The sequence below is a fragment of the Rhizobium sp. WYCCWR 11152 genome (assembly GCF_013087615.1).
In the GTDB taxonomy this organism is placed as follows: domain Bacteria; phylum Pseudomonadota; class Alphaproteobacteria; order Rhizobiales; family Rhizobiaceae; genus Rhizobium; species Rhizobium indicum.
Window position 1 is genome coordinate 987,893 of record NZ_JABFCP010000008.1, and the last position, 24,193, is coordinate 1,012,085.

37 protein-coding genes and 1 pseudogene are annotated in these 24,193 nt (G+C 59.5%); 27 read left to right on the forward strand and 11 right to left on the reverse strand.

Annotation, left to right across the window (positions count from 1 at the left end; genetic code table 11):
* Positions 1-38: 38 nt before the first annotated feature.
* Positions 39-302: a DUF982 domain-containing protein gene (locus G9X67_RS14790; protein WP_171598997.1), complete on the forward strand. Its 264-nt coding sequence runs from the start codon at positions 39-41 to the stop codon at positions 300-302.
* A gap of 14 nt (positions 303-316) precedes the next feature.
* On the opposite strand, the gene G9X67_RS14795 is transcribed toward G9X67_RS14790, so the two are convergent.
* The 7 genes and pseudogenes from G9X67_RS14795 to G9X67_RS14825 form a co-directional block, all read right to left on the reverse strand.
* Positions 317-517, reverse strand: a complete 201-nt coding sequence (locus G9X67_RS14795) for a hypothetical protein (RefSeq protein WP_171598596.1) — start codon at positions 515-517, stop codon at positions 317-319.
* Complete coding sequence (locus G9X67_RS35010) at positions 514-1,461, reverse strand: hypothetical protein (protein WP_246705407.1); 948 nt, start codon at positions 1,459-1,461, stop codon at positions 514-516. Before G9X67_RS35010 ends, G9X67_RS14795 begins: the two co-directional genes overlap by 4 nt.
* Positions 1,462-1,497: 36 nt before the next feature.
* Positions 1,498-1,872: a hypothetical protein gene (locus G9X67_RS14805; protein WP_171599057.1), complete on the reverse strand. Its 375-nt coding sequence runs from the start codon at positions 1,870-1,872 to the stop codon at positions 1,498-1,500.
* Between the two features lie 354 nt (positions 1,873-2,226).
* On the reverse strand, positions 2,227-2,385 hold the full coding sequence (locus tag G9X67_RS14810; RefSeq protein ID WP_171598999.1) for a hypothetical protein: 159 nt from the start codon (positions 2,383-2,385) through the stop codon (positions 2,227-2,229).
* Positions 2,382-2,558, reverse strand: coding sequence for a hypothetical protein (locus G9X67_RS14815; protein WP_171599000.1), 177 nt, complete (start codon positions 2,556-2,558; stop codon positions 2,382-2,384). Before G9X67_RS14815 ends, G9X67_RS14810 begins: the two co-directional genes overlap by 4 nt.
* Before the next feature lie 710 nt (positions 2,559-3,268).
* Positions 3,269-3,511: pseudogene (locus tag G9X67_RS14820) on the reverse strand (DUF2312 domain-containing protein); the annotation flags it as partial.
* Positions 3,508-3,780, reverse strand: a complete 273-nt coding sequence (locus G9X67_RS14825; protein WP_210258857.1) for a hypothetical protein — start codon at positions 3,778-3,780, stop codon at positions 3,508-3,510. The pseudogene G9X67_RS14820 and the gene G9X67_RS14825, both read right to left, overlap by 4 nt.
* 92 nt (positions 3,781-3,872) lie before the next feature.
* On the opposite strand from G9X67_RS14825, the gene G9X67_RS14830 reads away from it, so the two are divergent.
* Positions 3,873-4,559 (forward strand): helix-turn-helix transcriptional regulator, encoded by a 687-nt coding sequence (locus G9X67_RS14830; RefSeq protein ID WP_171599001.1) that lies wholly within the window; start codon positions 3,873-3,875, stop codon positions 4,557-4,559.
* Positions 4,560-4,730: 171 nt separating this feature from the next.
* On the forward strand, positions 4,731-5,309 hold the full coding sequence (locus G9X67_RS14835) for a Panacea domain-containing protein (protein ID WP_171599002.1): 579 nt from the start codon (positions 4,731-4,733) through the stop codon (positions 5,307-5,309).
* 355 nt (positions 5,310-5,664) lie between these two features.
* On the opposite strand, the gene G9X67_RS14840 is transcribed toward G9X67_RS14835, so the two are convergent.
* Entirely contained in the window at positions 5,665-5,991 is a 327-nt protein-coding gene (locus G9X67_RS14840) for a hypothetical protein (RefSeq protein ID WP_171599003.1), read from the reverse strand.
* Positions 5,981-6,217: a hypothetical protein gene (locus G9X67_RS14845; RefSeq protein WP_130712647.1), complete on the reverse strand. Its 237-nt coding sequence runs from the start codon at positions 6,215-6,217 to the stop codon at positions 5,981-5,983. The genes G9X67_RS14840 and G9X67_RS14845 overlap by 11 nt, the downstream gene beginning before the upstream one ends.
* A 170-nt stretch (positions 6,218-6,387) precedes the next feature.
* Here G9X67_RS14845 and G9X67_RS14850 point away from each other — a divergent pair, with 170 nt between their 5' ends.
* The 19 genes from G9X67_RS14850 to G9X67_RS14940 all read left to right on the forward strand — a co-directional run bounded on the left by G9X67_RS14850 (position 6,388) and on the right by G9X67_RS14940 (position 15,178).
* Positions 6,388-6,645, forward strand: coding sequence for a hypothetical protein (locus G9X67_RS14850; protein ID WP_171599004.1), 258 nt, complete (start codon positions 6,388-6,390; stop codon positions 6,643-6,645).
* Positions 6,638-6,847, forward strand: a complete 210-nt coding sequence (locus tag G9X67_RS14855) for a hypothetical protein (RefSeq protein ID WP_171599005.1) — start codon at positions 6,638-6,640, stop codon at positions 6,845-6,847. Before G9X67_RS14850 ends, G9X67_RS14855 begins: the two co-directional genes overlap by 8 nt.
* Positions 6,840-7,070 carry a hypothetical protein gene (locus G9X67_RS14860; protein ID WP_171599006.1) on the forward strand — a complete coding sequence of 77 codons (231 nt, stop codon included), beginning with the start codon at positions 6,840-6,842 and terminating at the stop codon, positions 7,068-7,070. The genes G9X67_RS14855 and G9X67_RS14860 overlap by 8 nt, the downstream gene beginning before the upstream one ends.
* A complete protein-coding gene (locus G9X67_RS14865) occupies positions 7,058-8,068 on the forward strand; it encodes a hypothetical protein (RefSeq protein ID WP_171599007.1) in 1,011 nt (336 codons plus the stop codon). Before G9X67_RS14860 ends, G9X67_RS14865 begins: the two co-directional genes overlap by 13 nt.
* Positions 8,065-8,310: a hypothetical protein gene (locus G9X67_RS14870; protein ID WP_246705408.1), complete on the forward strand. Its 246-nt coding sequence runs from the start codon at positions 8,065-8,067 to the stop codon at positions 8,308-8,310. The genes G9X67_RS14865 and G9X67_RS14870 overlap by 4 nt, the downstream gene beginning before the upstream one ends.
* Positions 8,307-9,275 (forward strand): hypothetical protein, encoded by a 969-nt coding sequence (locus tag G9X67_RS14875; protein ID WP_171599008.1) that lies wholly within the window; start codon positions 8,307-8,309, stop codon positions 9,273-9,275. Before G9X67_RS14870 ends, G9X67_RS14875 begins: the two co-directional genes overlap by 4 nt.
* 1 nt (position 9,276) lies before the next feature.
* Entirely contained in the window at positions 9,277-9,687 is a 411-nt protein-coding gene (locus tag G9X67_RS14880; protein ID WP_171599009.1) for a recombination protein NinB, read from the forward strand.
* A complete protein-coding gene (locus tag G9X67_RS14885) occupies positions 9,684-10,379 on the forward strand; it encodes a hypothetical protein (protein WP_171599010.1) in 696 nt (231 codons plus the stop codon). Before G9X67_RS14880 ends, G9X67_RS14885 begins: the two co-directional genes overlap by 4 nt.
* Entirely contained in the window at positions 10,376-10,789 is a 414-nt protein-coding gene (locus G9X67_RS14890; protein ID WP_171599011.1) for a hypothetical protein, read from the forward strand. The genes G9X67_RS14885 and G9X67_RS14890 overlap by 4 nt, the downstream gene beginning before the upstream one ends.
* Complete coding sequence (locus G9X67_RS14895; RefSeq protein ID WP_171599012.1) at positions 10,786-11,058, forward strand: hypothetical protein; 273 nt, start codon at positions 10,786-10,788, stop codon at positions 11,056-11,058. Before G9X67_RS14890 ends, G9X67_RS14895 begins: the two co-directional genes overlap by 4 nt.
* Positions 11,059-11,129: 71 nt before the next feature.
* A complete protein-coding gene (locus G9X67_RS14900; protein WP_171599013.1) occupies positions 11,130-11,708 on the forward strand; it encodes a hypothetical protein in 579 nt (192 codons plus the stop codon).
* Entirely contained in the window at positions 11,705-12,112 is a 408-nt protein-coding gene (locus tag G9X67_RS14905; RefSeq protein WP_171599014.1) for a hypothetical protein, read from the forward strand. The genes G9X67_RS14900 and G9X67_RS14905 overlap by 4 nt, the downstream gene beginning before the upstream one ends.
* Positions 12,112-12,474: an ASCH domain-containing protein gene (locus G9X67_RS14910; protein WP_171599015.1), complete on the forward strand. Its 363-nt coding sequence runs from the start codon at positions 12,112-12,114 to the stop codon at positions 12,472-12,474. The genes G9X67_RS14905 and G9X67_RS14910 overlap by 1 nt, the downstream gene beginning before the upstream one ends.
* Positions 12,471-12,659 carry a hypothetical protein gene (locus G9X67_RS14915; protein WP_171599016.1) on the forward strand — a complete coding sequence of 63 codons (189 nt, stop codon included), beginning with the start codon at positions 12,471-12,473 and terminating at the stop codon, positions 12,657-12,659. The genes G9X67_RS14910 and G9X67_RS14915 overlap by 4 nt, the downstream gene beginning before the upstream one ends.
* A complete protein-coding gene (locus G9X67_RS14920; RefSeq protein ID WP_171599017.1) occupies positions 12,656-13,069 on the forward strand; it encodes a hypothetical protein in 414 nt (137 codons plus the stop codon). The genes G9X67_RS14915 and G9X67_RS14920 overlap by 4 nt, the downstream gene beginning before the upstream one ends.
* Before the next feature lies 1 nt (position 13,070).
* Positions 13,071-13,526, forward strand: coding sequence for a hypothetical protein (locus G9X67_RS14925; RefSeq protein WP_171599018.1), 456 nt, complete (start codon positions 13,071-13,073; stop codon positions 13,524-13,526).
* A complete protein-coding gene (locus G9X67_RS14930) occupies positions 13,516-13,875 on the forward strand; it encodes a hypothetical protein (protein WP_171599019.1) in 360 nt (119 codons plus the stop codon). Before G9X67_RS14925 ends, G9X67_RS14930 begins: the two co-directional genes overlap by 11 nt.
* Complete coding sequence (locus G9X67_RS14935) at positions 13,876-14,139, forward strand: hypothetical protein (protein ID WP_348649118.1); 264 nt, start codon at positions 13,876-13,878, stop codon at positions 14,137-14,139. It begins immediately after the preceding gene.
* Positions 14,108-15,178, forward strand: coding sequence for a tyrosine-type recombinase/integrase (locus G9X67_RS14940; protein ID WP_171599020.1), 1,071 nt, complete (start codon positions 14,108-14,110; stop codon positions 15,176-15,178). The genes G9X67_RS14935 and G9X67_RS14940 overlap by 32 nt, the downstream gene beginning before the upstream one ends.
* 353 nt (positions 15,179-15,531) lie before the next feature.
* Here the strand turns inward: G9X67_RS14940 and wrbA are convergent, their stop codons facing one another.
* Positions 15,532-16,128 (reverse strand): NAD(P)H:quinone oxidoreductase type IV, encoded by a 597-nt coding sequence (gene wrbA / locus G9X67_RS14945; protein WP_003538774.1) that lies wholly within the window; start codon positions 16,126-16,128, stop codon positions 15,532-15,534.
* Positions 16,129-16,414: 286 nt separating this feature from the next.
* On the opposite strand from wrbA, the gene G9X67_RS14950 reads away from it, so the two are divergent.
* The 4 genes from G9X67_RS14950 to G9X67_RS14965 all read left to right on the forward strand — a co-directional run bounded on the left by G9X67_RS14950 (position 16,415) and on the right by G9X67_RS14965 (position 19,702).
* Positions 16,415-17,191 (forward strand): competence/damage-inducible protein A, encoded by a 777-nt coding sequence (locus G9X67_RS14950; protein WP_138329943.1) that lies wholly within the window; start codon positions 16,415-16,417, stop codon positions 17,189-17,191.
* 108 nt (positions 17,192-17,299) lie between these two features.
* Positions 17,300-18,142: a universal stress protein gene (locus tag G9X67_RS14955; RefSeq protein ID WP_171599021.1), complete on the forward strand. Its 843-nt coding sequence runs from the start codon at positions 17,300-17,302 to the stop codon at positions 18,140-18,142.
* Positions 18,143-18,323: 181 nt separating this feature from the next.
* Positions 18,324-18,818 carry a xanthine phosphoribosyltransferase gene (gpt, locus tag G9X67_RS14960; protein WP_138329947.1) on the forward strand — a complete coding sequence of 165 codons (495 nt, stop codon included), beginning with the start codon at positions 18,324-18,326 and terminating at the stop codon, positions 18,816-18,818.
* Between the two features lie 293 nt (positions 18,819-19,111).
* The gene (locus G9X67_RS14965) at positions 19,112-19,702 is read left to right on the forward strand and encodes a hypothetical protein (RefSeq protein WP_171599022.1); all 591 of its coding nucleotides are present in this window, start codon (positions 19,112-19,114) and stop codon (positions 19,700-19,702) included.
* Positions 19,703-19,887: 185 nt separating this feature from the next.
* On the opposite strand, the gene G9X67_RS14970 is transcribed toward G9X67_RS14965, so the two are convergent.
* Positions 19,888-20,169, reverse strand: a complete 282-nt coding sequence (locus G9X67_RS14970; protein ID WP_155257504.1) for a hypothetical protein — start codon at positions 20,167-20,169, stop codon at positions 19,888-19,890.
* Positions 20,170-20,290: 121 nt separating this feature from the next.
* Between G9X67_RS14970 and G9X67_RS14975 the strand changes: the two genes are divergently transcribed.
* The gene (locus tag G9X67_RS14975; protein WP_171599023.1) at positions 20,291-24,106 is read left to right on the forward strand and encodes a vitamin B12-dependent ribonucleotide reductase; all 3,816 of its coding nucleotides are present in this window, start codon (positions 20,291-20,293) and stop codon (positions 24,104-24,106) included.
* The last annotated feature ends 87 nt before the right edge of the window (positions 24,107-24,193 follow it).

Here is a 24,193-nt window from a genome sequence, read left to right on the forward strand (position 1 = left end):
CGGTTACTGATAAGTTTACCGTGTAGAGGCGTAACGTCATGAAATGGCACAGATCCGGAGAGTTTACTCCTCTGATGCTCGTTGTCAGTGGGCCGGAAAAGTACAAGTTTGTCGCCACCATTTGGGAGGCTGCCAACATGCTCACGGCTTGCTGGCCCATCGACGATGGAGAAGAGTATCTGACAGCTATTAGAGCGTGCCGGGATGCACTTCATGGGGAGGTCCCGGCCGAGGACGCGCGAGAAGCACTCATCCGCGCCGCCGACGAAGCTGGCATTCCGGTGATCACCGTCGTTCACTGAGGTGCGAAGTCCCTTCATGCCACCTGCCCTCTCCGCTCGAGCGCCTTCACATACGCCGCCTTGATCTCCTCAAAGCGGGCGATGTCGTATTCCTTGGTTTCGATCTCGTGCTGAGGACGAGGACGCTTGGAGCCCTTGCCGTGGTCGTCGAGCCACGCCATTGCGCTGGCGATGCGGCGATCGAGCCATGCGATCATTTCGGAGGGGTCAGTCATGCCGCCTCCTTAACGGTGCGGAAAGAACCACAACCGATAAGAGAGGGTACTATTTTAGCGAGGACGGAATGCCTTTTAACATCGGCCAGATTTACAACCGTGTCGCGGATATCCATGGCGTCTATGGCGGGCAACAGCGCAGCGGCATCATCACTCCCGCCGACGCCCCCGTAATCTTCCTCATCAGCGGAGAGGAAGGGCACGAGCACGGCTATGTCGATCGATGGCGCCCAGACGGGGTATTTGAATATTTCGGTCAGGGCCAAATTGGCCATATGGAAATGAAATCTGGCAACCGAGCAATTGTGGATTCTTGGCAGACAGGCGAGGCAATTCATCTCTTCACCTCGGTCAACGCTGGTTTGCGTTACGAAGGAGAGTTGGTCTACGAACGTCACCATTACGAACAAGCGCCAGATCGCATGGGCGACATGCGAGATGCGATCGTTTTCGAATTTCGCCGCGTCGATGATGTGGCTGACCAGCTTGATCAGGTCGAGCCAATCACTCCCAACGAAGAAATAGATTTGGCTGAGCTTCGCCGGCGCGCGTTTGCTGCCGCGGAACCCACGCCGGAGCGCGTCCCGGCAAATCGCACCGCCTTCGCTCGCAGCCGAGATGTTCGGGATTACGTACTGGCTCGCGCCGGAGGACATTGCGAGCATTGCCGGCGCCAAGGCCCTTTCGAACGAGCGAACGGAACTCGATATATCGAGTGCCACCACGTGCATCGGCTTTCGGACGGAGGCGCCGACAGCCCATGCAACGTTATTGGAGTATGCCCCGACTGCCACCGCCACGCCCATCATGGGTTTGACCGCGTGGCGTTCAACCAGTTGCTCATCGCTCGCCTGGCTGAAGTCGAACCCCGCCGACGACGTCAGCGCCAGCCCTAGCTCTGGCGAGTGCTCGAACTTGAGATGAGTGGTGTCAGATACAATCATCAGTCCCCCATGATCCATTCTGCCCGATCGGCCCACTTATTCGCCCGCGCCCGCCACCGTGCGGCCAGCCACGCTCTCGCTGAAAGCGGCAACCTTTTTGTCCAGCGCAGCCAGACGGGCGCGTAATTCCTGTTGCTCACGGTGGGCCTCCTCGATGATCGCTGCCTTGAGCGCTTCCATTTCCTCGGCATCGATCCGGCGGGCTGTCCCCTCCCGGATCGATCGAATTCTTCTCGTCGTCAGTTCTTTCGAGACCTTCGGACGGACGAAGCGATATGCCGCGAATATCGCTCCCTTGACCGAGCCGTAACGGCTCTCCGGAAAGGCCTCTCTCAAAAGGTTTTGTGCGTAAAAAGCGTCAGTCATGACCTTGGCCCTGTTTGCCAATTCCTTGTCTTTGTTTGACAACACCTTGTCGGTCTCCTGTGCGATCAGTCTCCTTGTTGAGTAGGAGCTTTCAGATGCACCGGAGAGATGATGAAAAAGACCAAGGTCGAGGCCTTGCCGGGCTTTCGCCCTTGGTCTCCGGTCCGCCTGGGCCAACCGCAGTCATTCCATTTCGCAGAGCCGACACTTCCGCCGCGTTAGTCGGCTCTGCTCCAGGTGGCGATCCGCCGTCGCCACCTGCTAATTTCGAACCTCTTGGCCAGGCCGTGAGCGCAGTCGTTTTGCGCATCCGAAACAGCAGGCTGAGGTTGAAGGTTGCTAGCCCCGGTGCTCGGGAGGAAAACCGGGACTAGCTGACGAGCCGAGGGGGTGAGCTCATCAATTCGAGTTGGCCGGATGCCGGACCCTGTAGCGTTCAACTTCCTCTTCCCGGCTGATGTCGCCGGAGTTGAGTGAGGAAAGGACAGCCGCCGCGGTGCAGAGGAAGAAGGCTCCGACGACCAGCGCCAGTCCGAGATGTCCGATAAAAGTGCTCATGCTGCCCTCTCCCTGATTTCCTTCGGCGTGATCGCGGCATCACAGCGCTCGCAATGGCGCTCAATGATCTCGACGATGGAGAGGACCTGAGAGCATGCCGGGCAGCAGTGAAACGTCGCGAAACGAACGTCCTGCTTTTGAATTCGGCGCGCGGCGTCGATGGTCGCTGTCATGTGCATGCCTCCAACTCAGGTTCCCGAGCTGCGCGAAGGCAGGAGTGGCAATGATTGCTGCCATATCCACCGCAGTGCTCGCCCGGGTTCCGGCAATGAGGCCGGAGAGGTTTGGTGGCCGGAGCGACTTGAACGAGAGCCCCGGCCGTTGCGGCGCTATGTGGTTGAGCGGTTACATGACGGCCTCCTGTGTTGGCGCCGGCGTTTCCGTCGAGGCTGTGGTCTTCTTTGCGATCCTCATTCGGATCGATCTTGGAATTGGGCGGGAGGTCGGCCGGAGCCGCCTCCCCGTCGTGACGGCCCTCACGATCCGCAAGCGTCCCGGCTCCGGTCCCGGCTGGAGAGGCTTCGGCTTGCGGACCTACCTCTGGGGATGGCTCATCGTTGGTCGAGGGCCTTTGGTGCGTCTCGGTTGCCGTTTCCGGCTGAATGGGTGCCGGGGAATCGCCGCCCCAGCTCGGCCTACTCGCATCTCCCGTCACGCTGTCGGCTGGCACCTTCGCGGCCTGCCCTGTCGCGCCGTTGTCGCCGGATGCTTTCGCTTGGAATTCTTCCGCCTTTTCGCGGGCGATCATGATGTCGACAGCGGCGATCAGCGCCTTGCGGCCGGTCTCGGTCTGCATGCCGGTAACGATGGTCTGGGCAAGCTTGGGATCAATGATTTCGCCCGTTTCCGGATGATGAGGCTCTTCGAAGAGATCATGCTGAGCGATCATGCCGAGGGCGTGGAGATAGGTGTCGAGCACCGCCTCCTCCTCCATGCGCTGCTGCTCGTCCTTCTTCCGAAGAGCGACGACGCGCTTCATGATGACGGTATCGAAGCCCATTCCCTTCGCCTCGCCATAGACGTCCTTGATGTCGTCGGCGATGGTCTTCTTTTCTTCCTCGAGGCGCTCGATGCGCTCAATGAATGCGCGGAGCTGGTCGCGGGCTACACCGTGTACGTCGGTCATGCTGCCACCTCGCCACGAATTTTCGCAGGTTCTGGGGAAAGGAAGAGATCGCCGGGAATTTCAAGGCCGGTGGCCTTTGCGTGCGCCCAGAGCTTCTGCGCGGGCTTGAGCGGGATAATCCCGTCGGTCCCGCCCTTTTCCTTTGGCTGGGTCCAGCGATACACCCGCGTCCGGTCAGCGCCGGTTATCTCCTGGACGGCTTCGGGTCCGCCAAAGCGATCAATGATCGATGCGGCCGGCTCAAGCTTCTCTGGTGCGTTCGTTTCCATGGTGGAACTATGCGATAATCGCACAGCAGTCGTCAAGGACTTTGTGCTTCAATCGCACGAGACCATGCATTTTCGTTGTGCGAAAATGCCATATGGTTGAAGATCCTTATAAAAAATGGGTAATCGAAAATCTCGACAAGCCCGGAATGTCGCAGACTGGGCTAGCGAAAGCGCTCGGCCTGCACCCGTCGGCGATAAACAAGGTCGTCAGCGGGAAGCGACAACTCAAATCGCACGAGGTCGCGGGCGCAGCTATCTATTTCGGAGAGGAAGCTCCTCAGACTGAGCTCGTGCCGGTGACAACTGGCTTGGTCGCGGCGCGCGTTGCCGGCGTCGTCGAGGCCGGCACCTTCCGCGAGGTCGACGAGTTCGACCAGTCGGAGCCGATCGAGGTCATGCTCCCGCGAGATGAGAAGTTTCCGAACGCCAGGCAGCTACTCTTCGACTGCAGCGGCGACAGCATGAACGATCTGCGCCCTCGCCCGATATTTCCCGGCGACCGTCTGGTCTGCATTTCCTTCGAGGATGTGCAGCACCTGGTCGAGCTGCGCTCTGGGATGGTGGTCGTGGTCCAGCGAGAGAGAGACGGCGGCCACTTTCGAGAATGGTCAGTCAAGCAGCTCGAACTTTTTGGAGATCGGGCCGAATTTCACCCGAGATCGACGAACGCGAAGCACAAGCCGATCGTGGTGCGGCAGAACCATGAAGCGGACGACGGCGTGAAGGTTGAAGTTATCGCTTTAGTCCGTCGGGTTATGAACGAAATGCCGGGCTTTTAAGATAACATCTTTGTTAGCCATAATGGCCACATGTTCGAGGGAAAGCGACTTAAGTTTGCCAACGCGAATAGTTTGCCATTGACAAAACAAAAACACACAAGCGTAGTTAGATTCAGGTCAGAACTGCATTTGACACGAGTCTCCGAGCTAGATCGGAGTTGAAAGAAAGCCATGGCGCTCCAGTTCCGACCGAACTATGCCAAAATTATTGAGCTGCTTCTGTACTTGGCGCACAAGCGTCCGGGGACGGATAAGTATCAGGCTGTCAAATTTTTCTACCTTGCAGACCGCGAGCACTTAAATCGCTTCGGACGTCCGATCACGTCGGAGACTTATTTCGCCCTTAAATACGGTCCAGTCGCCTCAACAGTCAAAGATCTAATGGAACTCAATAAGTTTACGCTCAGCAAAGTGGGCGTAACGGAACTTCCATTTGAACTGCTCGAAGTGCAGGCACGCGGGCCTGAAAACAAGCCATTCACGACTATTGGGAATCCCCGCCGAGACTTCGACATAGAGCTCTTTTCTCGAAGCGACCTGCGGGTCGTCGATGAAGTGTTAGAAAAGTACGGCCATCTTGATTTCGACGCGTTGTTCAACCTCACGCACTCGCACACCGCCTATAAAAAGGCCTGGGCCGCACGCGGAGCGTCTGCACGGTCTCCGATGTCTTATGATGACATGATAGAATCGCCGCAGAAGCGGGAGAGCCTCGTCGCCGATATTGGACCGGTGGCATCGCGCTTCTGACATGGATCTAGGAGATGTCGTCCGTTTCACTTCTGATCAGGCAATCGGTCACGCTCTAAGGGAGAAGATGCACGTATTCGTAGGTAAGACGAACGATTATCGGGCGTCGGCTGAATATGCATTTCTTTTTATCAGCAAGGCAAATCATTCGGACTGCTTTTCAATAGCCCGAGACGACTACAGTAGCTTCCTCTCGTACGACAGTTTTTTATCCTGCGGCGGGTTGGTTTTTTACTCTCGTCAGTATCTCTTAGATGCCAAGGTAAAACGCCTAGGCTCAATAAAGCGCGAACATTTGATAGCGCTAAGAAATCATCTCGCGACACACGACATTATGGAAATCTGGCAATGCAAACTAGCATGTAACGCTCTTTCTGTTTTGATGTGATCGATCCGTCATAACATTGAATTGCTCACATGCGTTGGCGATCTCTCGAAGGAGCCATCTCTTTGGCGGCGTGCACATGTAGCTCTTGCCATCGTCGCCTGGAAAATTCATGAGCGGGAGAACGCTGAATTCGTCCTCATCGCCCACCGGGGCAAATGGACCTACCCTAAAGCTATAGCCGGGGAAGCGATTGGCGAGGTAGTTTTCGAACCGCTCCTTGGCCGCCGCGACTGCCGCCAGCAGCTCGAATGGTGGGACGATGATGAATTCTAGAACTTCTCTCTCAGTAGCCATACGCATTACCTCCTGTGATCCCGACTAGCCGGCCGATTACACTTCCGCAGGGCTGGCATCGAAATGGGATACTTTCCAAATAAACGCTCTCGATCAGCTCTTCCGCGTCTCGCGGAACATCGTCGCCGATCGGCATCTGCACCACCTTTTCGCTGTCTCTCATGCAGTTCTCGCACCGGATATGGAGCGTGAACGGTGTGGGTGATTTCAATACCGCATAGCCCATTTTGTTCTCCTTTCGTTCTATGAAAGCAGAACACGTTCGCGGAGTCGAATCGATTCTTAAAATGTGCGGCCAAAAATATTTGTGCGATTATAGCACTCTTTCCTCTTGCGTTACTTGTGCGATTATCGCATAGTCAGTCCATCAACGAAACGCCACGGCGCGAGGATGGAATGCAGCACTTCCCGAACATCTCGACTGAGCAGAGCAAGCGCGACGCTCGCTGGAATGCAGCCCGGACCGTCGCCGACTGCAACGCCTACATGGCGATCGAGGCTCAATCTCACGCCCGCCTCGCCGCTCCTTTCATCGCAAGCAACATGTGGCGCGGCCCGTCCTGGCTGCGTGGCGCGACGGCGGCTCGTTCGGAGCGGTACCGCTACGCCCGCGAGATCATGAACATCCGCGATGAGGATCAGCTCTATGCGTAACAAGGCTGAGCGTCTCGCCTCGCTGCACCAGCTCAGCGCCGCCGAAGAAGCTGGCAGCGTGCGCTACGGGCTGAATGTCCCTCACGCGATCGTCCTCGCCATCAAAGATCGCATCGCCGGCCACCAGCACTGGGCATCGCGCTACGCCGCCTATGCCCGTGAGCAGATGGGCGTCACCGACGGGGATCAGCTCTATGCGTGATGACCTCTCGGATATCCAAGCCCGCCTCTCCGACATCAACCGCCGCGCCGCCCCTGTCCTCGAGGAGAACAGCCGCCTTCACGCTGCGGCCGGTAAGGCGATCACCGTCATCCTCGCCATGGCCGCCTTCGGCGTCCTCACCTTCATCGCTATCGCGCCGACCGAGCAGAGCCTCAAGGCAAGCGCCCTCGTCAACCAGGAGCAGACCACATGGCAGAATTGAATATTTGGGCTTGGTGGCAGAACGCCCTCGCCGGCACCATCGGCCCGATACATGACGGCGATCCTCAGCAGGGCTACTACCGCACCCGCTTTAAGGACAAGCCGTGGGAGCCGGTCGCTATCTGGTTCGAAGACGACAAGTGGCACGCCATGCGCGGCGACCGTCAGGTCGATGCTTCCGACATCTGGACCTGGTGCTGCCGGAACCCGATCACCTACGAGGCCTACACCAAGGCGATCGAGGGTGCTGGCTGGGATGACGAGCCGGAAGCGCCTGCCATCGGCCACAACCTGCCGTCCGACCCGTTCGAAGCTCTGCAGGTCGAGTTCGCCGCCGAGCGCGAGCAGGCCGAGGCGTTCATGAGGAAGCCGATCACGACGCAGGCCGAGGCCGATCGCGCCGCGATTTGGTCGAAGCGGCTTTCGACGATCGCTGAGAAGGCCACCGATCTGCACAAGGTCGAAAAGCAACCGCATCTCGATGCAGGCCGCAACGTCGATAACAAGTGGCGCGAGCTGAAAGAAGAGCCGGACGCGATCAGCAAGAAGCTGAAGCGCCACATGGACGCATTCCTGCAGGAGGAAGCGCGCAAGGAGCGCGAGCGCCAGGCGGCGGCTCGGGCAGAAGCCGACCGCATCCAGCGCGAGGCCGATGCTGCACGCGTCGCGGCGGAGAAAGCCGCAGCGCGGAACGACAATGACGCGGCTGCCATCGCGGCGCAGAACAACGCCATCGCCGAAGCCGAGCGGCTTGCTCAGCAGGCAGCGGCAGCCGAGCGCGACGCTCAGGCCCGGAATGCGTCGGCAGGCCGGACCGGCGCCAAGGTCTCCCTCCGCACCTTCGTCTTTGCCGAGATCACCGATTTTGACGCGCTGCTTATGGCGCTGAAGGATCGACCTGAAATCAAGGAAGTCGTCGACACGCTGGCGAACCGGGCCGCGCGCTCCGGTGTCGAGCTTGCCGGCATGGCAATCCGTTCCGAACAGAGGGCAGCATGATGACCGAAGCAACCGCCCTCGCCGTCGCCGCCATCATGTTCAAGTGGCAGAAAGACGGAAAAACCTACGATTATTTCATCCCGGAAGGGATGACCGTGAACGTCGGCGACAAGGTCGTCGTCGCGACCGCGCGCGGTGAAACCACCGTCGAGGTCATGGAGATCAAGACTGAATCCGACATGGCGCAGAAGAAGATCCTCCGCGTCGTCCAGCCGGAAACCACCGAAGGAGAAGGCGCATGAACGCCCATATTCCAGCTCTCACCGGCGGCGGCCAGGTCATGGCTATCGTCCCGCAGACGTTCGAAGAAACATTCCGGATGGCGCGGACGGTCGTCGCCTCCGGCCTCGCTCCTGCGGCGCTCATTGGCAAACTCACCGGCGACGATGCCGCCAGTGCCGTTGCTGTAGCCATCATGTCCGGCGCAGAGCTTGGCCTCAAGCCGATGGTCAGCCTTCGCAGCTTCACCGTTATCAATGGCAAGCCGGCGCTCTACGGCGACGGTCTGATCAACGTCGTCCGAATGTCCGGCAAGGTCGCGTATCTGCGGACCGGCTGCGAGGAGCGCAACGGCAAGCTCGTCGGCTTCTGCGAGGCAAAGCGTCTCGACACCGGAGAAGAGAAGCGTGTCGAGTTCTCTCAGGATGACGCGATCCGGGCGCGCCTCTGGGATGAGCGCCCGACGGTCAGGAAGCAGGTTTGGGAAAACAAGGAAAAGGTCTGGAAAGACGGACTTCCGAATGATGCGCCCTGGTACCGCTTCCCGCAGCGCATGTTGGCATGGCGCGCTGCCGGCTACTGCCTGCGCGAGCTTTTCGGCGACGTGCTCGGCGGCATCCGCGACGAGTTCGAGGTGCGCGAGATCGCCGAGGCTGAGGAGATGCGCGACATCACCCCGCCGGCAGCTGCCGAGAGCAAGCCGACGCCGCCCAAGCCCCCGAAGCCGCCCGCGCCGCCGTCCGCAAAGACGATCGAGGCCGAACCGGAAAAGGCCGCCGACCCCGCCGAGTTCGTGCTCGGCGATTTCCTCGACGAGATCGAGACGGCGTTGGCCGGCGCGAAGGACGAGGCCGACGTCGAAGAGATCTGGAACGACTTAGACGCGCCGGCCGTGCTTGAGACGGAAGGTCACGATGACATGATCGAAGCGGCTTTCGCCATCAAGACACGCCGCCTCGCCCAGCTATCGACTTTGAACGGTGGCTGACATGGGCAGAGCGCTTTTGGTCCTGGCAAACGAAGCTTTCCGTCAGAAGGCGATCGATTGGATTCGGCGCGCGCCAATGGATACGCGCGTCGAGTTCAAGGGCCCGAAGCGCACCCTGCCCCAGAATGATCGCATGTGGGCCATGCTGACGGATCTGTCCGTCCAACTCGCATGGCACGGCCAGCGCCTGGCGCCGGACGACTGGAAACTCGTCATGCTCGATGCCCTCCGGCGCGAGGCGCACGAGCAGCTTCGCATCGTTCCGAACACCGACGGTACCGGCTTCGTCAATCTCAGCACGTCCTCGTCTGACCTGTCGAAGGACGAGATGACGGCGCTAATCGAAATCATTTTCGCCTTCGGCGCGCAGCACGGCGTCGAGTGGTCCGAACCCAAAGGAAAAGCGGCATGACCGAATCGATCGCATCATCACTGCAGGATTTCATTCTGGCGGAGGTAACCCGGAAGTCCTCCGAAGAAAACGTCAGAACACTGATCGAGAAAAAGATCGATGAAGCAATTAAGGGCGCTATTGATGATGCTTTCCGGTCTTACGGCACCGTTTATAAGCAGATCCAGACGGCAGTCGGTGAGGCTCTATCGATCGGCGATAAAATCGATGTCCCAGCTTATGGCGTGATGGTCATAAACCTCCTGCGCGAAAAGCTCGACAGCAGTGTTTCCGAGTTACTCAGGGGAAAGATCGCCGCCGAAATGGACGATCTGCTCAGGATCGCGCCAAAGGAAATCAAATTCTCTAGAATCATCGAAAGCATGGTCGAGCATGCCAAGGAATATGACGGTAGAGGGTGGGGCAAAATCTCCGTCTTCATTGAGGAGAGCGACTATAGCGAGCGTTGCTACCATGTAGGCATCGATCCTGATGGGGATCAGCGGAAACGCTACGATTGCGACACACAGTTCTATGTCGATGCGGAAGGTAAAATTTCGAGCCTTACCGTCAATCGCCGCGATGTAAGCAAGGTCATCGGTATCGCTCCCTATTGGAGTTACCAAAAGATGATTTTCTCCGCCTACGCTTGCGGATCAAAACTCATCATGGACGAACTTGAGCCGTCTCTCGAATATGGAGACGACAGATGACCGAGAAGCGTCTCTATGAGGTCGTCAACCCTTCCGACGTCATCACATTTCGCGCCACGGTCGTCGAGGCGGCCTGCATTGGCGATCGCCTCCGCCCTGCCTGGTATTTCGTCAAGGACGTTCAGACCGGCGACGAGCCGAAGATCGACAACCTCGAAGAAGAGTACGAGGCGATCTGGAAGAGCGCCGACAAGCTGGCCTCCTACGCTGAAGCGTACCGTTCGTTCATGGTCGGCAGCCGTTCCGAGCGGGAGCTTCTTGAGGAAGCTGTTTCGCGGATGACGCAGGACGAGGCCAAGGCCTACCGCGCCCAGTGGCACGACAAGCGCCGCACGTCGATGAACGATATCTGCCGACAGGTCTGGGAAACGGCCGAGAAGATTGCCTCCTACGAAGCGGAGGCAGCATGATCGACTGGCAGAAAACCGCGTCCAGCGTCATCGGCGAGGTTCATAGCAACCTCCCGGCCGACGCCGACCTCGCCGCCCGCAAGAAGGCGATCCGCGCCGCCCGCCCCTGGGAATTCGCCTCGACGAGCTGGGGCAAGAAGGTCTGGGCCAAGCACTCCCGCGAGTATCTCGAAAAGTTCGGCCTGCCACCGCTGAAGGCGAAGGCCGTCGAGCAACACCTATCGCCGCTTGTGCGGCTGATGGCGAAGGGAAAGGCAGGAAAAGCATGATTATCAGCCGACGCGCATTCCTCACCAGCGTTTCCGCTGTCGCTGTCCTGCCAGCACTCCCGGAGTTGGCGATGCCAGCACCTGTCGCCGCCGTTGAGGTGGCGAAGCCAGCAACCACGATATGGGTAGGCGGCCACTATGGCGAATTCGACTGGCACCCCTTCAACGGGGCGACCAAGCGAGACGTCATCCGCCAGCTTCTTGAATACCATGGTCACGGCAACGACGAAGAAATCGCGCTCACGATGACCATGACCGACGAGGAGCTCGATAAGGAGCTCAAGTCCATGGAAATGGACGTCGAACGGGCCAAGAGCATGGATGGCCTTCAGCCGGATGAGGTCAAGCCCTATCACTGGATCAAGGCCGGACTCGGCGCTTCCTGTGATCGCTGCAACAGCGAATGCTACGAGCCTGACGGTGCCGTCGTCATCAGCTTCCAAGCCGTTTGCGAGGAGTGCATCACGCTAGCTGACAAGCTTGAACTCGGCTGGAATGATGAGGTCGAGGAACAGCTCACCGATATCATGGTCGACAACGACTGCCACGAGGCTGACGTTCGGGAAATTCTCGGGCGCGAAATGTACGTTGACCTGATCCCGGGTGAAATGTGGGCGAAGTGCCTTGCTGAAGCAAGGGCCGCGCTATGAGCACCCGTCAGCAACGCCGCGCCGCCCGCTCTTTCGAACGCCGGGGCCTGAAAGGTGATTGGGGCCTCTGGCGCATCACCGATCTGCCCGACGGCATCCCAGGCGGCAAGGGCTGGAACAAGCAAGTCCGGCGCGCCCAGGCGAACAATCTCTATGTCGTCCTGGTTCGGCCGCTCGTCGACGAGCAGGGCAACGAGGTAATCCACCTCGCCATCCGCACCGCCTCGCAGCTTGAGCCGCCGTGGCGCGACATGCAGCGCATCAAAAACGAAATCTGCGGGGAAGAGGCCACGGCCGTCCAGGTCATGCCGCCGGCGGCCGAACTCGTCGACGAAGCCGACATGTATCACATGTGGGTTCTGTCCGGTCGACTTCCCTTTACCTTGGCAAGGAGAGCAGCATAATGGTCGCCTTCAACTTCGCACCTGAGTTTGCCGGTCCGGTCGAGCGCCGGGAAAAGAAGCAGACCATCCGCCAGACGCGCCGAGCTAAAGTCGGCGACCGCATCCAGCTTTACACCGGACAGCGCACGCCTGAGTGCCGCAAGCTGACGGCCGACGATCCAGTTTGCACCCGCGTCACCTACATCGCCATCCGCGCCAGCGGCATCACCTTGGGGAACGTCGATGGACTTCCCCGGAACCGTGACGAGTTCGCCCGCCTCGATGGCTTCGAGGATTACGCGGCGATGCTCGCGTGGTTTCAGCAGCGCTACGGCGCCGGCGAATTTGTCGGTTATCTCCATCAATGGGAGTGGCAGGCATGAGAACCGCAGCCGAGTACCTTCGCAGGCATCCCAGCGCCCGGCCCAGCACCATCGCCTTCATCGATCGCCGCAACGCTGTCGTCGAGCAGCTCAAGCGAGAGCTTGAAGCAGTCGAGGCGGCAAAGCGGCCGACCCGCAAATCGATCATCGGCAAATTCATGCCCTGGTTCGGGAGGCGAGCATGAGCCGGAGAGAGTTCACGAAGGCGGTTTACGCCCAGATCGTAAAGCGCGCCCTTCACCCGAAGCACGGTATTTGCTGCGAAGGCTGCGGCCTGGTGCTTGGCGCCAAGCCCTATCACGTCGACCACACCATCCCCGACGCCCTGCAGGTCGACAAGTCCCGCAAGCTGACGGCTGACGACGGAAAGCTCCTCGGCGTCGAATGCTGCCATAAGCCGAAGACGGTCGAGGATGTCGGCGTAATAGCTAAGGCGAAACGGGTCGAAGGTCGATACCTCGGCCTGAAGGCTCCCAAGCAGAAGATCAAGTCCGCCGGCTTCCACAAAGCCGCTCGCGCCGAGAAGACCGCAACCAAGATCATGCCGGGATATCGAGCGCTCTTCGCGCCCTCCGACCAGCAGAAAGGACAATGAGATGAGCGATCAGAGAGCACTGTTCGAATCTGCCGTCGTCGACCGAATGAAAGAAAGCGGCTTTCTGGAAATTGAGATCCGCACCGAATGCCTTGTCCGTTGTGACGATGGCTATCAGGACGAGATGATCAATGCGGGCTGGCATTACTGGAATGCCGCTCTCGCCGTAGACACACCAGCGCCCCAGACGCAAAAGTCAGGGCAGGATAGTCCACATGATCGTGCCGAAAACCACGATGAAGCAGATGGGCACGCTGAGAAAACGGAGCATTCCGATGTTGGTGTTAAGACGCCCGACCCAAGCGAACCACCAGCCCGGCCCCTGGTTTCCATCTTCCATGAGATCACTCCCGAATTGAATTCTTCTCGAGACGACGAACTGCCGAGAGAGAGCCTAGGTTCCACGCCTTCCATCCAGCCCGCCCTCGCTCTCTTGGGAGGCGCAGATGGCAAGTGATATCGTGGAAGGCCTCAAATGGTGGGGAGCAAAACGCCGGCCGCCGCGGAATATGCCGACATTGCCGGCCGATTGCGCTGAAGGCTCCAATGCCATTGCCGCCCTCCGTACGGAACTGGCGGTCAAGGAGACGGAAGCTCTTGGATACCTCAGGGCAGTCGGCACACTTCAGGCCCACATCGATACCCAAGACCGCAGGATAGCGGAACTGGAGAAGGCGCTACGAGATAAGTTCTGTCCACGCCCGTGCAATCACCGACCCGACGAGTTTGGCGTCGGAGACTGCGTTGATGCCGGGGAATGTGGGTGTGGTGCTCTTCACGCGCTTATCCCAGAGAAGGAGGGGTAGGTGACGCCAGACATCCCATATTGGCCGGCCGCCATGGACCAGAAATCCGCCGCTGCATATTGCGGCGTCTGTGTCGAGACCTTCAAGAAGGTTTGCCCCGTCCGCCCGCTGAAGTTCACGGAATCCACAAGGGGCGAAAGATATCTTCGCCAGCGCCTCGACGAATGGCTGGCGTCTCTCGATCCAAACAAGCAGGATGCCGCCCCGAAGCGGAAATTCGGGGAGCGGCTCTATGGTGGTCAAAGTGAAGCTGGAAGGGCTTAACGTCATCAAGGCGCGCGGGAAGTGGTACGTCTATGTGCGCGCCACGAAGGAGAAATTGATCGGCGGCTTCGATGGAACTCGAGCCGACCTCGAAAAGCGCATGGCGATGCCCGACTTCATCGGCGCCTACAACGGCCGCCGGAAGTTGACGGAAAAGCGGACATATGCCGACGGCACGCTCGGAGCCCTCGTCTACTGGTTCGAAAACGATTGCCCGAAATACCAGACGCTCGCCGATGCCACGAAGAAGGACTATACCGACGCCTTCGGCTGGCTGCGTCCTGAGTTTGATTACCCCCTCGACGACATAGAGCAGGCCGATATCTACGATATCCGCGATCGGTGCGCGAAAGAGAAGTGGCCGCGCTTCGCTGACCAGATGGTCGCCGCCCTCTCCTCGATGTTCAGCCAGGCCGTCAAGCGCCGGAAGATGCGCACCAATCCCGCCAAGGGGCTCGACAAGGCCCACACGTCAGATCCTAACGCCAATCGAGAATGGTTCGCTCAGGAATGGGCATACGTGCGCGACAATGCGCCTCGATACCTCCTCACCCCGATGATCATTGCGAGACACGCCGGCTACCGCGGGCAGACGCTCGTCAAGCTCCGCTGGCCTGACTACGCCCCTCACCCGCAGCACGGATGGAAATGCTTCCGCAAAGTGGCGAGGAAGAATCAGGAAAACACGATGGTGCCCGCCGTCGAGGAACTGCAGGAATATATCGACAAGCTGGACAAGACTGCTTTGGAGATCTGCACGCGCCAGGACGGCACGCCGTGGGAAGACGAGAAGCAGATGCAGACGGCGGTCAGCCACTATCTGCGCGATCTGGAGCGGGAGGGGAAGATTGGCGCGGGGACCACTCTGCACGGTCTGAGAACGACCTATGCTGCCGACCTCAGACGGTCCGGCGTGGAGATCGGCGATGTCGCCGCTGCGCTTGGTGACCGGTCAGAGCGGATGGGCGCTCATTATACCCGGCACGTCGAGAATGAAAGCAAGGTCGTCCGTGCCTTCAACAGCAAAAAGAAGCGGTAAAATGTTTTGCAAATCTCGTTTTGTTCCATCGTTTTCAGTCGTAAAATCGCGCATGTTTTGCAACGGAAAATCCGACAACTCAAGGATTTCTAAGGGATTTTAAGTCCCTTGCGTCTACCAGTTTCGCCACGCCCGCTTGCGGCATTTTCAATATCTTGCGTCATGGGCGATGGGAAGAGCCGCGAGGCGTAAAAATCATGCCTGTTTTGCCGGCAGCACCGACGAATGATCGGCGAGGCATTCCCTCCCGAAAGCCCTCGCCGATGAAGGCTGCCCAGACTGTCGTGGGAAAAAACAGAAAAGGCGCGGCGAGCCCCATGCCCGCCGCGCCTTTATCATTCCAGCGTCAAAGATCAGGCGAGCTTGGCAGCAAGCTTGGCAACGTGGGCGCCCTGGTATTTCGCGCCTTCCAGCTCGATCTCGGAAGGCTGGCGCGAGCCGTCGCCGTTAGTGATGGTGGAGGCGCCGTAGGGCGAGCCGCCCTTGACTTCCTCGGTGCCCATCTGGCCCTGGAAGGCATAAGGCAGGCCGGCAACGACCATGCCCTGGTGCAGGAAGGTCGGGATGAAGCCGAGGATGGTCGATTCCTGGCCGCCGTGCTGGGTGGCCGAAGAGGTGAAGACCGAACCGAGCTTGCCGACGAGTTTGCCCGCGAACCAGAGGCCGCCCGTCTGATCCCAGAAATTGCGCATCTGCGAGGCGACCGTGCCGAAGCGGGTGCCGGCGCCGACGATGATCGCGTCATAGTCCGCCAGTTCGTCGACGGTGGCAATCGGAGCGGCTTGGTCGACCTTGTAATAGGAAGCCTTGGCGACGTCTTCCGGAACCAGTTCCGGAACGCGCTTGACAGTGACCTCGGCACCGGCCGACTTCGCGCCTTCGGCGACCGCATAGGCCATGGTTTCGATATGGCCATAAGCCGAATAATAAAGGACGAGAACCTTCGCCATCTTCTATCTTCCTTGAAACATCGGGTTGAATTTCGTGCCCGACGCGATTTCTATCAGCGCGTCTGGGCGAACACAGCCCTGCCCTCAAGAACTCAGTGTTCACCACCCGGAGACGAAAATTCGCTTGCGATTTTCATTTCGGCAAAAATGACGCATCGCCCGAATTAAGGAGTTAGCGCATGATGTCGTCCGAAAATCGCCTGCACTTTTCGGCATCATGCTCTGGTGTTTGCAAAGCGAGCGAACGGCGCTACCTATTCACCAGCCTCAGATCACGGAACATCTCATGAGCCAAGACATCGTCGTCACCGCCGCCATGCTCGCCATCGGCGACGAACTTCTCTCCGGCCGCACCAAGGATAAAAATATCGGCCACCTCGCCGATTTGCTGACGCTTTCCGGCATCGACCTCAAGGAAGTGCGCATCGTCGCCGACGACGAGGACGCGATCGTCGAGGCGTTGAACGCGCTTCGCGGCAAATATGATTACGTCTTCACCTCGGGCGGCATCGGGCCGACGCATGACGACATCACCGCCGATGCTATCTCCAAGGCTTTCGGCGTGCCCTGCGAATACGACGAAACAGCAATGACGCTGCTTGCCGAGATGTACCGCCGCCGCGAGATGGAATTCACCGAGGCGCGCCAGCGCATGGCGCGCATGCCACGCGGGGCCGTCCATATTGCCAATCCGGTCTCGACGGCTCCTGGCTTCATCATCGGCAATGTCCATGTCATGGCCGGCGTGCCGCAGGTGTTCCAGGCGATGGTCGACAATGTGCTGCCGATGCTTCGAACAGGCACGCCGGTGCTTTCGCTCGCTATCGCCTGCCCTTACGGCGAAGGCGAGATCGGCACGCCCTTGACCGCCATCCAGAAGGCACATCCGGACACCAGCATCGGTTCCTACCCGCGCTATATTGGCCAGAAATTTTCGACCGAGATCGTCGTGCGCGGCCGCTCGCAGGCGGCAATCGATGCAGCCGGCGCCGAGGTGCAGGCGATGATCGACGCCATCCGCCAAAGGAAGGACATCGCCGAAAACCATTCCGCCGAGGCTTGAGGGCAACGCCGGAACTCAAGGCCATCCTTGATCCCGATCAAGGAACAGGCGAACGGTCCGGCGCATTCCTTCCCTCGCGCAAGCCATTTCAGCGCAAGGAGAATTGATATGTCTTACAAAACCATTCTCGCCATTCTCGATACATCCGACAATAGTTCTGCGGTTGCCGATTTCGCCTTTGCCATCGCCGCTGAAAGCGGCGCCCATGTGATCGGCTTGCATGCCGAAATCATTTCCGCCGTGCCGTTGGTCGCGCCGATGGAAATCCCCGATCCCGTTGCCGTGCAGGCGCTGCAGGATATGGCGCATAGCGAAACGATTGCCGTGGAGCGCATCTTCAGGGCGAAAGCGGAGGCGGCTGGCGCCTCCTTCGAATGGCGCAGCTTTGCCACATCAACCGGATACGGCTCCGCCCCGCTGATCGAAAGTGCGCGCAGCGCCGATCTCCTGATCGCCTCGCAGGCCGACCCGGCCAAACCTTCCGACAGCCACGTCGACGTCGACAGTTTCCTTTTCGAAACCGGCCGGCCGGTGCTGATGATCCCCTATATCATCCGCCAGCCGAAGCCGATCAAGCGCGTGCTGATCGCCTGGAACGGATCGAAAGAGGCGGCGCGCGCGACCTTCGACGCACTGCCGATCCTCAAAGCCGCCGACGAGGTGGAGATCTTTTCGGTCGATCCGGCCGACACGGCGCTGCAATCGCCGCTGACCGCTGGCGCCGACATCGCCGCGACGCTGGCACGTCATGGCGTGAAGGCGACGCTTTCGACGGCCCAGAGTGTGGATAAGAGCGCATCGCATGTCATCGAGAACCGGCTTTCGGACAGCAGCATCGATCTTCTCGTCATGGGCGCCTATACGCATTCCTGGCTCTGGCAGATGATCTTCGGCGGCACGACGAAGACCCTGCTGCAATCGATGACGGCGCTGACCCTGTTATCGCGTTGATTGGCTGCTCTTGCCTTTTGCCGGCAAATCCCGCTAATTGCGGCGACCGATGACAGCTTCGAGCCTCGGCCCCATCTCGCGCAGTTCCGGCTGCGCGATTTGCGTTTTGCCAATCGCCGCTTCAAGCCCATCCGGTCGCCGGCAAACGGCGTGTCGTTTTTTCATGCCGCGGAGCAGCCCAATGTCCCTTCCCGATAAAGCCTTTCCCGTTTCCTGGGATCAGTTCCACCGCGATGCGCGCGCCCTTGCCTGGCGGCTTGCCGGCTTGAATCAGACGTTCAAGGCGATCGTCTGCATCACCCGCGGCGGCCTCGTTCCGGCCGCGATCATCTCGCGCGAGCTGAACATCCGGCTGATCGAGACCGTCTGCGTCGCTTCCTATCATGACTATGTGAACCAGGGCGACATGGTGCTGCTCAAGGGAATCGCGCCCGAACTCATGGAGAATGGCGGCGAAACCGTGCTGGTCGTCGACGATCTGACCGATACCGGCAAGACCGCCGCACAGGTGCGCACCATGCTGCCGAAGGCACATTTCGCCTGCGTCTACGCCAAGCCGAAGGGCGTGCCGACCGTCGACACTTTCATCACCGAGGTCAGCCAGGATACCTGGATCTACTTCCCCTGGGACATGGGCTTCACCTATCAGGAGCCGATCGCCAAGGGTGCAGGCTGATCGCCACCGATCACGGCGCGCACCCCTCGTATTTACCACTTGAAATTGTTCCAGATTTTGTCGGCGAGGTTTGCTGAATCCGCTATCGGGATCTGCACATCTATTTTATCTTTTACTCATAGACTGCTGTCTAATTCCTTCAATCGGAATCGATTCAAGGATGAAATTATGCAGCAATTCAAAATATTACAGCGTCCTTTGCGGCTCTCGAAATGACGCGCGGTGCTAGGGCGTGCGAATCGTGTCAATTGCGCTTAAAGCGTGCAACGGTCGATACGGTACAAGGAAACAAGATGGCGCGGTGGGGGCATATAAGAGCGGTTGTGGCCGTCGGGCTGGCGGCCTTTCTGCTTCCGCTGGCGCCTGTTCGGGCTGAACCTGCCTACGTTCCCCTCGTGCGCGACTACGTCGAGAAGCATGTCCGACCGATAGTGGAGACACCATTGGTGCTGAATGCCATTGTCGAGCAGAACGCGAAATTCGGCGATGTCAGCGAAATGGATATGCGGGTGCTCGACGAGACCTACCGGTCGGAGGTCGATCAGCACCACCTGCATATGGTCAAGCTGCTGCTCGACAAATCCGTTTCTCACTACCTGAAAGCCAGGCAAGACGCCTCGCAAGGGGTGATCCTCGAATTTTTCGTCACCGACTCGCATGGGCTGAATGTCGGGCAGAGCACCATCACCGCAGACTACTGGCAGGGCGACGAGGAGAAATATCTCAGAACCTTCGCCAACAGCTCCCGGGAGATCTTCATCGACCGGGCCGAACGCAACGACTCCACCCAGAATCTGGAAACGCAGGCGAGCTTCGTCGTGATGGACGAAGAGAACAGGCCGATTGGCGTCGCCATCGTCACCATCGCCATCGATGCGCTTTAAAGCGCTGATTGCACCGGCGAATCGCCATGCGCATTTGGGCCGGAAATGCCATCACAAGATTTGCCGCAAGACGCTTTTTTGCCGTTCAGACCTTTTCCTTAGCCGGCAACGCCTGCAAGCCATTGTAATTTCAGCGCTCCCCGGCTTTCCCCAATCTCCACAGGCGCATCCACAACATGTTGTGGTTAGCAATCAATTAAAAGCCAGCCCTTGACGGAATCAGCTGTTTCAAACTTTACTATTCCTGATGTTGCGGCGGCGACAGGACCGGAGGTAACGAGCCCGGTTCCCTTTTGAAAATTAGGACGCGGAATCAGGGCGATGGACCGAGAACGGTTCAGGCCCGACAGGATTTTTGCGCGGTTTTCAGCCTCCAAAAAAAGTGACATCGGGGCTGGCGATAATAAGCTGTTAATACTATATTTAGTGTTTGCAGCCACCATCACCACAAGATACAGGAAGATCATCTCCGGATGACACCCCTGTCACGATACGGAAACGAGACTGGCTGCACGACGACAAAGTGCCGCCGGATAGGAATTTTGCGCCGAGGTCGCGGGGACCGGGCGCCAACACGAGGTCAAGACCATGCGCATCGAACGTCGTTTCACGAAGGCCGGCCAAGGCGCCTATGCGGATATCGAATTCCGCAAGGCGACGAGCGAGATCAAGAACCCCGACGGTTCGATCGTGTTCCGCCTCGAGAATATCGACGTTCCCGCGCAGTTCTCCCAGGTCGCGACCGACGTTCTGGCGCAGAAGTATTTCCGCAAGGCCGGCGTTCCCACCCGGCTGAAGAAGGTCGAGGAAAACGATGTTCCTTCCTTCCTGTGGCGCTCCGTTCCCGACGATGCTGCGCTGAAGACCCTGTCCAAGGATGAGCAGACCGGCTCCGAAATCGATGCGCGCCAGGTCTTCGATCGTCTTGCCGGCACCTGGACCTATTGGGGCTGGAAGGGCGGCTATTTCTCCTCCGAGGAAGATGCCTCGGCCTTCAAGGACGAGCTTGCCTATATGCTCGCCACCCAGCGCGTTGCCCCGAACTCGCCGCAGTGGTTCAACACCGGCCTGCACTGGGCCTATGGCATCGACGGCCCCGGCCAGGGCCATTTCTATGTCGATCCCTTCACCGGCAAGCTGACCAAATCCAAGTCGGCCTACGAACACCCGCAGCCGCATGCCTGCTTCATCCAGTCTGTCGAGGACGATCTCGTCAACGAAGGCGGCATCATGGATCTCTGGGTGCGTGAGGCGCGCCTGTTCAAATACGGCTCCGGCACCGGCTCCAATTTCTCGATGCTGCGCGGCGAAGGCGAAAAGCTTTCCGGCGGCGGCCGCTCCTCCGGCCTGATGAGCTTCCTGAAGATCGGCGACCGCGCCGCCGGCGCCATCAAATCGGGCGGCACGACGCGCCGCGCCGCCAAGATGGTGGTCGTCGACATCGACCATCCGGATATCGAGGAATATATCAACTGGAAGGTCAAGGAAGAGCAGAAGGTCGCAGCTCTCGTGACCGGCTCCAAGGTCGTCGCCAAGCATCTAAAGGCGATCATGAAGGCCTGCTTCAACTGCGAAGGCGGCGACAACGGCGATTGCTACGATCCCAACAAGAACCCTGCCCTGAAGCGCGAAATTCGTGCCGCCAAGAAGGACCAGGTTCCCGAGAACTATGTCCAGCGCGTCATCCAGTTCGCCCGCCAGGGCTACAAGGATCTCCAATTCAAGACCTACGACACGGATTGGGATTCAGAAGCCTACCTGACGGTATCCGGCCAGAACTCCAACAACTCCGTCTCGATCAAGGACGATTTCCTGCGCGCCGTCGAGAATGATGGCGAATGGAACCTGACCGCCCGCAAGGACGGCCGAGTGATGAAGACGCTCAAGGCCCGCGATCTCTGGGAAACGATTTCCTATGCTGCATGGGCTTCGGCCGATCCCGGCATCCACTTCAACACGACGATGAACGACTGGCACACCTCGCCGGCCGGCGGCCCGATCCGCGGCTCGAACCCGTGCTCGGAATACATGTTCCTCGACGACACGGCCTGCAACCTTGCCTCGCTGAACCTGCTGCAGTTCAAGGACAAGGCCACCAAGCGCATCAACATCGCCGATTACGAACATGCGGTTCGCCTGTGGACCGTCGTGCTCGAAGTCTCGGTGATGATGGCGCAGTTCCCGTCGAAGCGCATTGCCGAACTCTCCTACGAATACCGCACGCTCGGCCTCGGCTACGCCAATATCGGCGGCCTGCTGATGTCGTCGGGCATTCCCTACGACTCCACTGAGGCCCGCGCTATCGCAGGGTCGCTCACCGCGATCATGACTGGCATCTGCTATGCGACCTCGGCCGAAATGGCCGCCGAGCTCGGGCCGTTCCCGAACTTCGCGCCGAACCGCGAGAGCATGCTCAAGGTCATTCGCAACCATCGCCGTGCGGCGCATGGCGAGAGCTCCGGCTATGAAGCGCTGTCGATCAACCCGGTCGCGCTGATCCATTCGGAAAACCCGGACCAGGATCTCGTCGCTCACGCCAAATCGGCCTGGGACAAAGCGCTCGAGCTCGGTGAACAGCATGGCTACCGCAATGCCCAGGTCTCGGTGATCGCGCCCACCGGCACGATCGGTCTCGTCATGGATTGCGACACGACAGGCATCGAGCCCGACTTCGCTCTCGTCAAGTTCAAGAAGCTCGCCGGCGGCGGCTACTTCAAGATCATCAACCGCGCCGTGCCCGACGCGCTGCGCACGCTCGGCTATTCGGAAAGCCAGATCGCCGAGATCGAGGCCTATGCCGTCGGCCACGGCAACCTGAACCAGGCGCCGGCTGTCAATCCGTCGACGCTGAAAGCCAAGGGCTTTACCGACGAGAAGGTGGAAGCCGTCAACGCCGCGCTGAAGAGCGCCTTCGACATCAAGTTCGTCTTCAATCAGTGGACGCTCGGCGCCGACTTCCTGAAGGAGACGCTGAAGGTTTCCGACGAACAGCTCGCCGACATGAGCTTCAGCCTGCTCGACCATATCGGCTTCTCGAAGAAGGACATCGAAGCCGCCAACATCCATGTCTGCGGTGCGATGACGCTGGAAGGCGCGCCCTTCCTCAAGAATGAACACCTGCCGGTCTTCGATTGCGCCAATCCCTGCGGCAAGATCGGCAAGCGCTACCTCTCGGTGGAAAGCCACATCCGCATGATGGCGGCGGCCCAGCCGTTCATCTCGGGCGCGATTTCCAAGACGATCAACATGCCGAACGAGGCGACCGTCGAGGATTGCAAGAACGCCTACATGCTGTCGTGGAAGCTTGGTCTCAAGGCCAACGCGCTCTATCGCGACGGCTCGAAGCTGTCGCAGCCGCTCAATTCCTCGCTGATCGAAGACGAAGACGACGAGGATGCGCTGGAGGAACTGCTGCAGGCGCCCCTCGCCGCCCAGGCCGTCACCGTCACCGAGAAGATCATCGAGCGGGTGATCGAACGAGTTTCGCGCGAACGCGAGAAGCTGCCGAACCGCCGCCAGGGCTATACCCAGAAGGCCGCCGTCGGCGGACATAAGGTCTATCTGCGCACCGGCGAATTCGGCGACGGCCGCATCGGCGAGATCTTCATCGACATGCACAAGGAAGGTGCCGCCTTCCGTGCGATGATGAACAATTTCGCCATCGCCATCTCGCTCGGCCTGCAATATGGCGTGCCGCTCGAGGAATATGTCGAGGCCTTCACCTTCACCAAGTTCGAGCCGGCCGGCATGGTCATCGGCAATGACGCGATCAAGAACGCCACCTCGATCCTCGACTATGTCTTCCGCGAGCTTGCCGTTTCCTATCTCGGCCGCCATGACCTCGCGCATGTCGATACGTCGGACTTCTCGAATACGGCACTTGGCAAGGGCATCCAGGAAGGCAAGACCAACCTGCTCTCCACCGGCTGGACCCGCGGCTACAAACCGACGCTGGTGTCCGGCACCGGCGGCGAACGCCAGGCAGGCGAACCCAAGGGTGCGGCGACCGCCGCCCCTGCCCGCGCCACGTCCACCGGCACCGTGACCGCCTTTGCCGGCGCCGCTGCTCGCAAGCTGGAGCCGACGATTGCCGTCTCCACCTCCGAAATCGTCGCCTTCAAGCGCGACTACGAGGAGCGCGCCAAGGAACTGGCCGAGGAGATCGCCGAAGAGGTAACCGAGGAACTCACCAGCGACGCGACAGCCCTGTTCTCCGACAAGGCGGCAGCCGACGCGGCAACGGCGAAATCCGAAGCCAAGAAGCGGGAAGCCGAGCGCCGCCAGCGCTCGATCATGCAGGGCTATACCGGCAACATGTGCTCGGAGTGCCAGAACTTCACGATGGTGCGGAATGGGACTTGTGAGAAGTGCGACACGTGTGGTGCTACGAGCGGGTGCTCTTGATTACTCATCGTACTCCCATGTGGGTTGTCGTAGATGAAACCTCCGGGCACGCACTTAGTGCCCGGAAAATCCCTTTCAGAGGTTTGT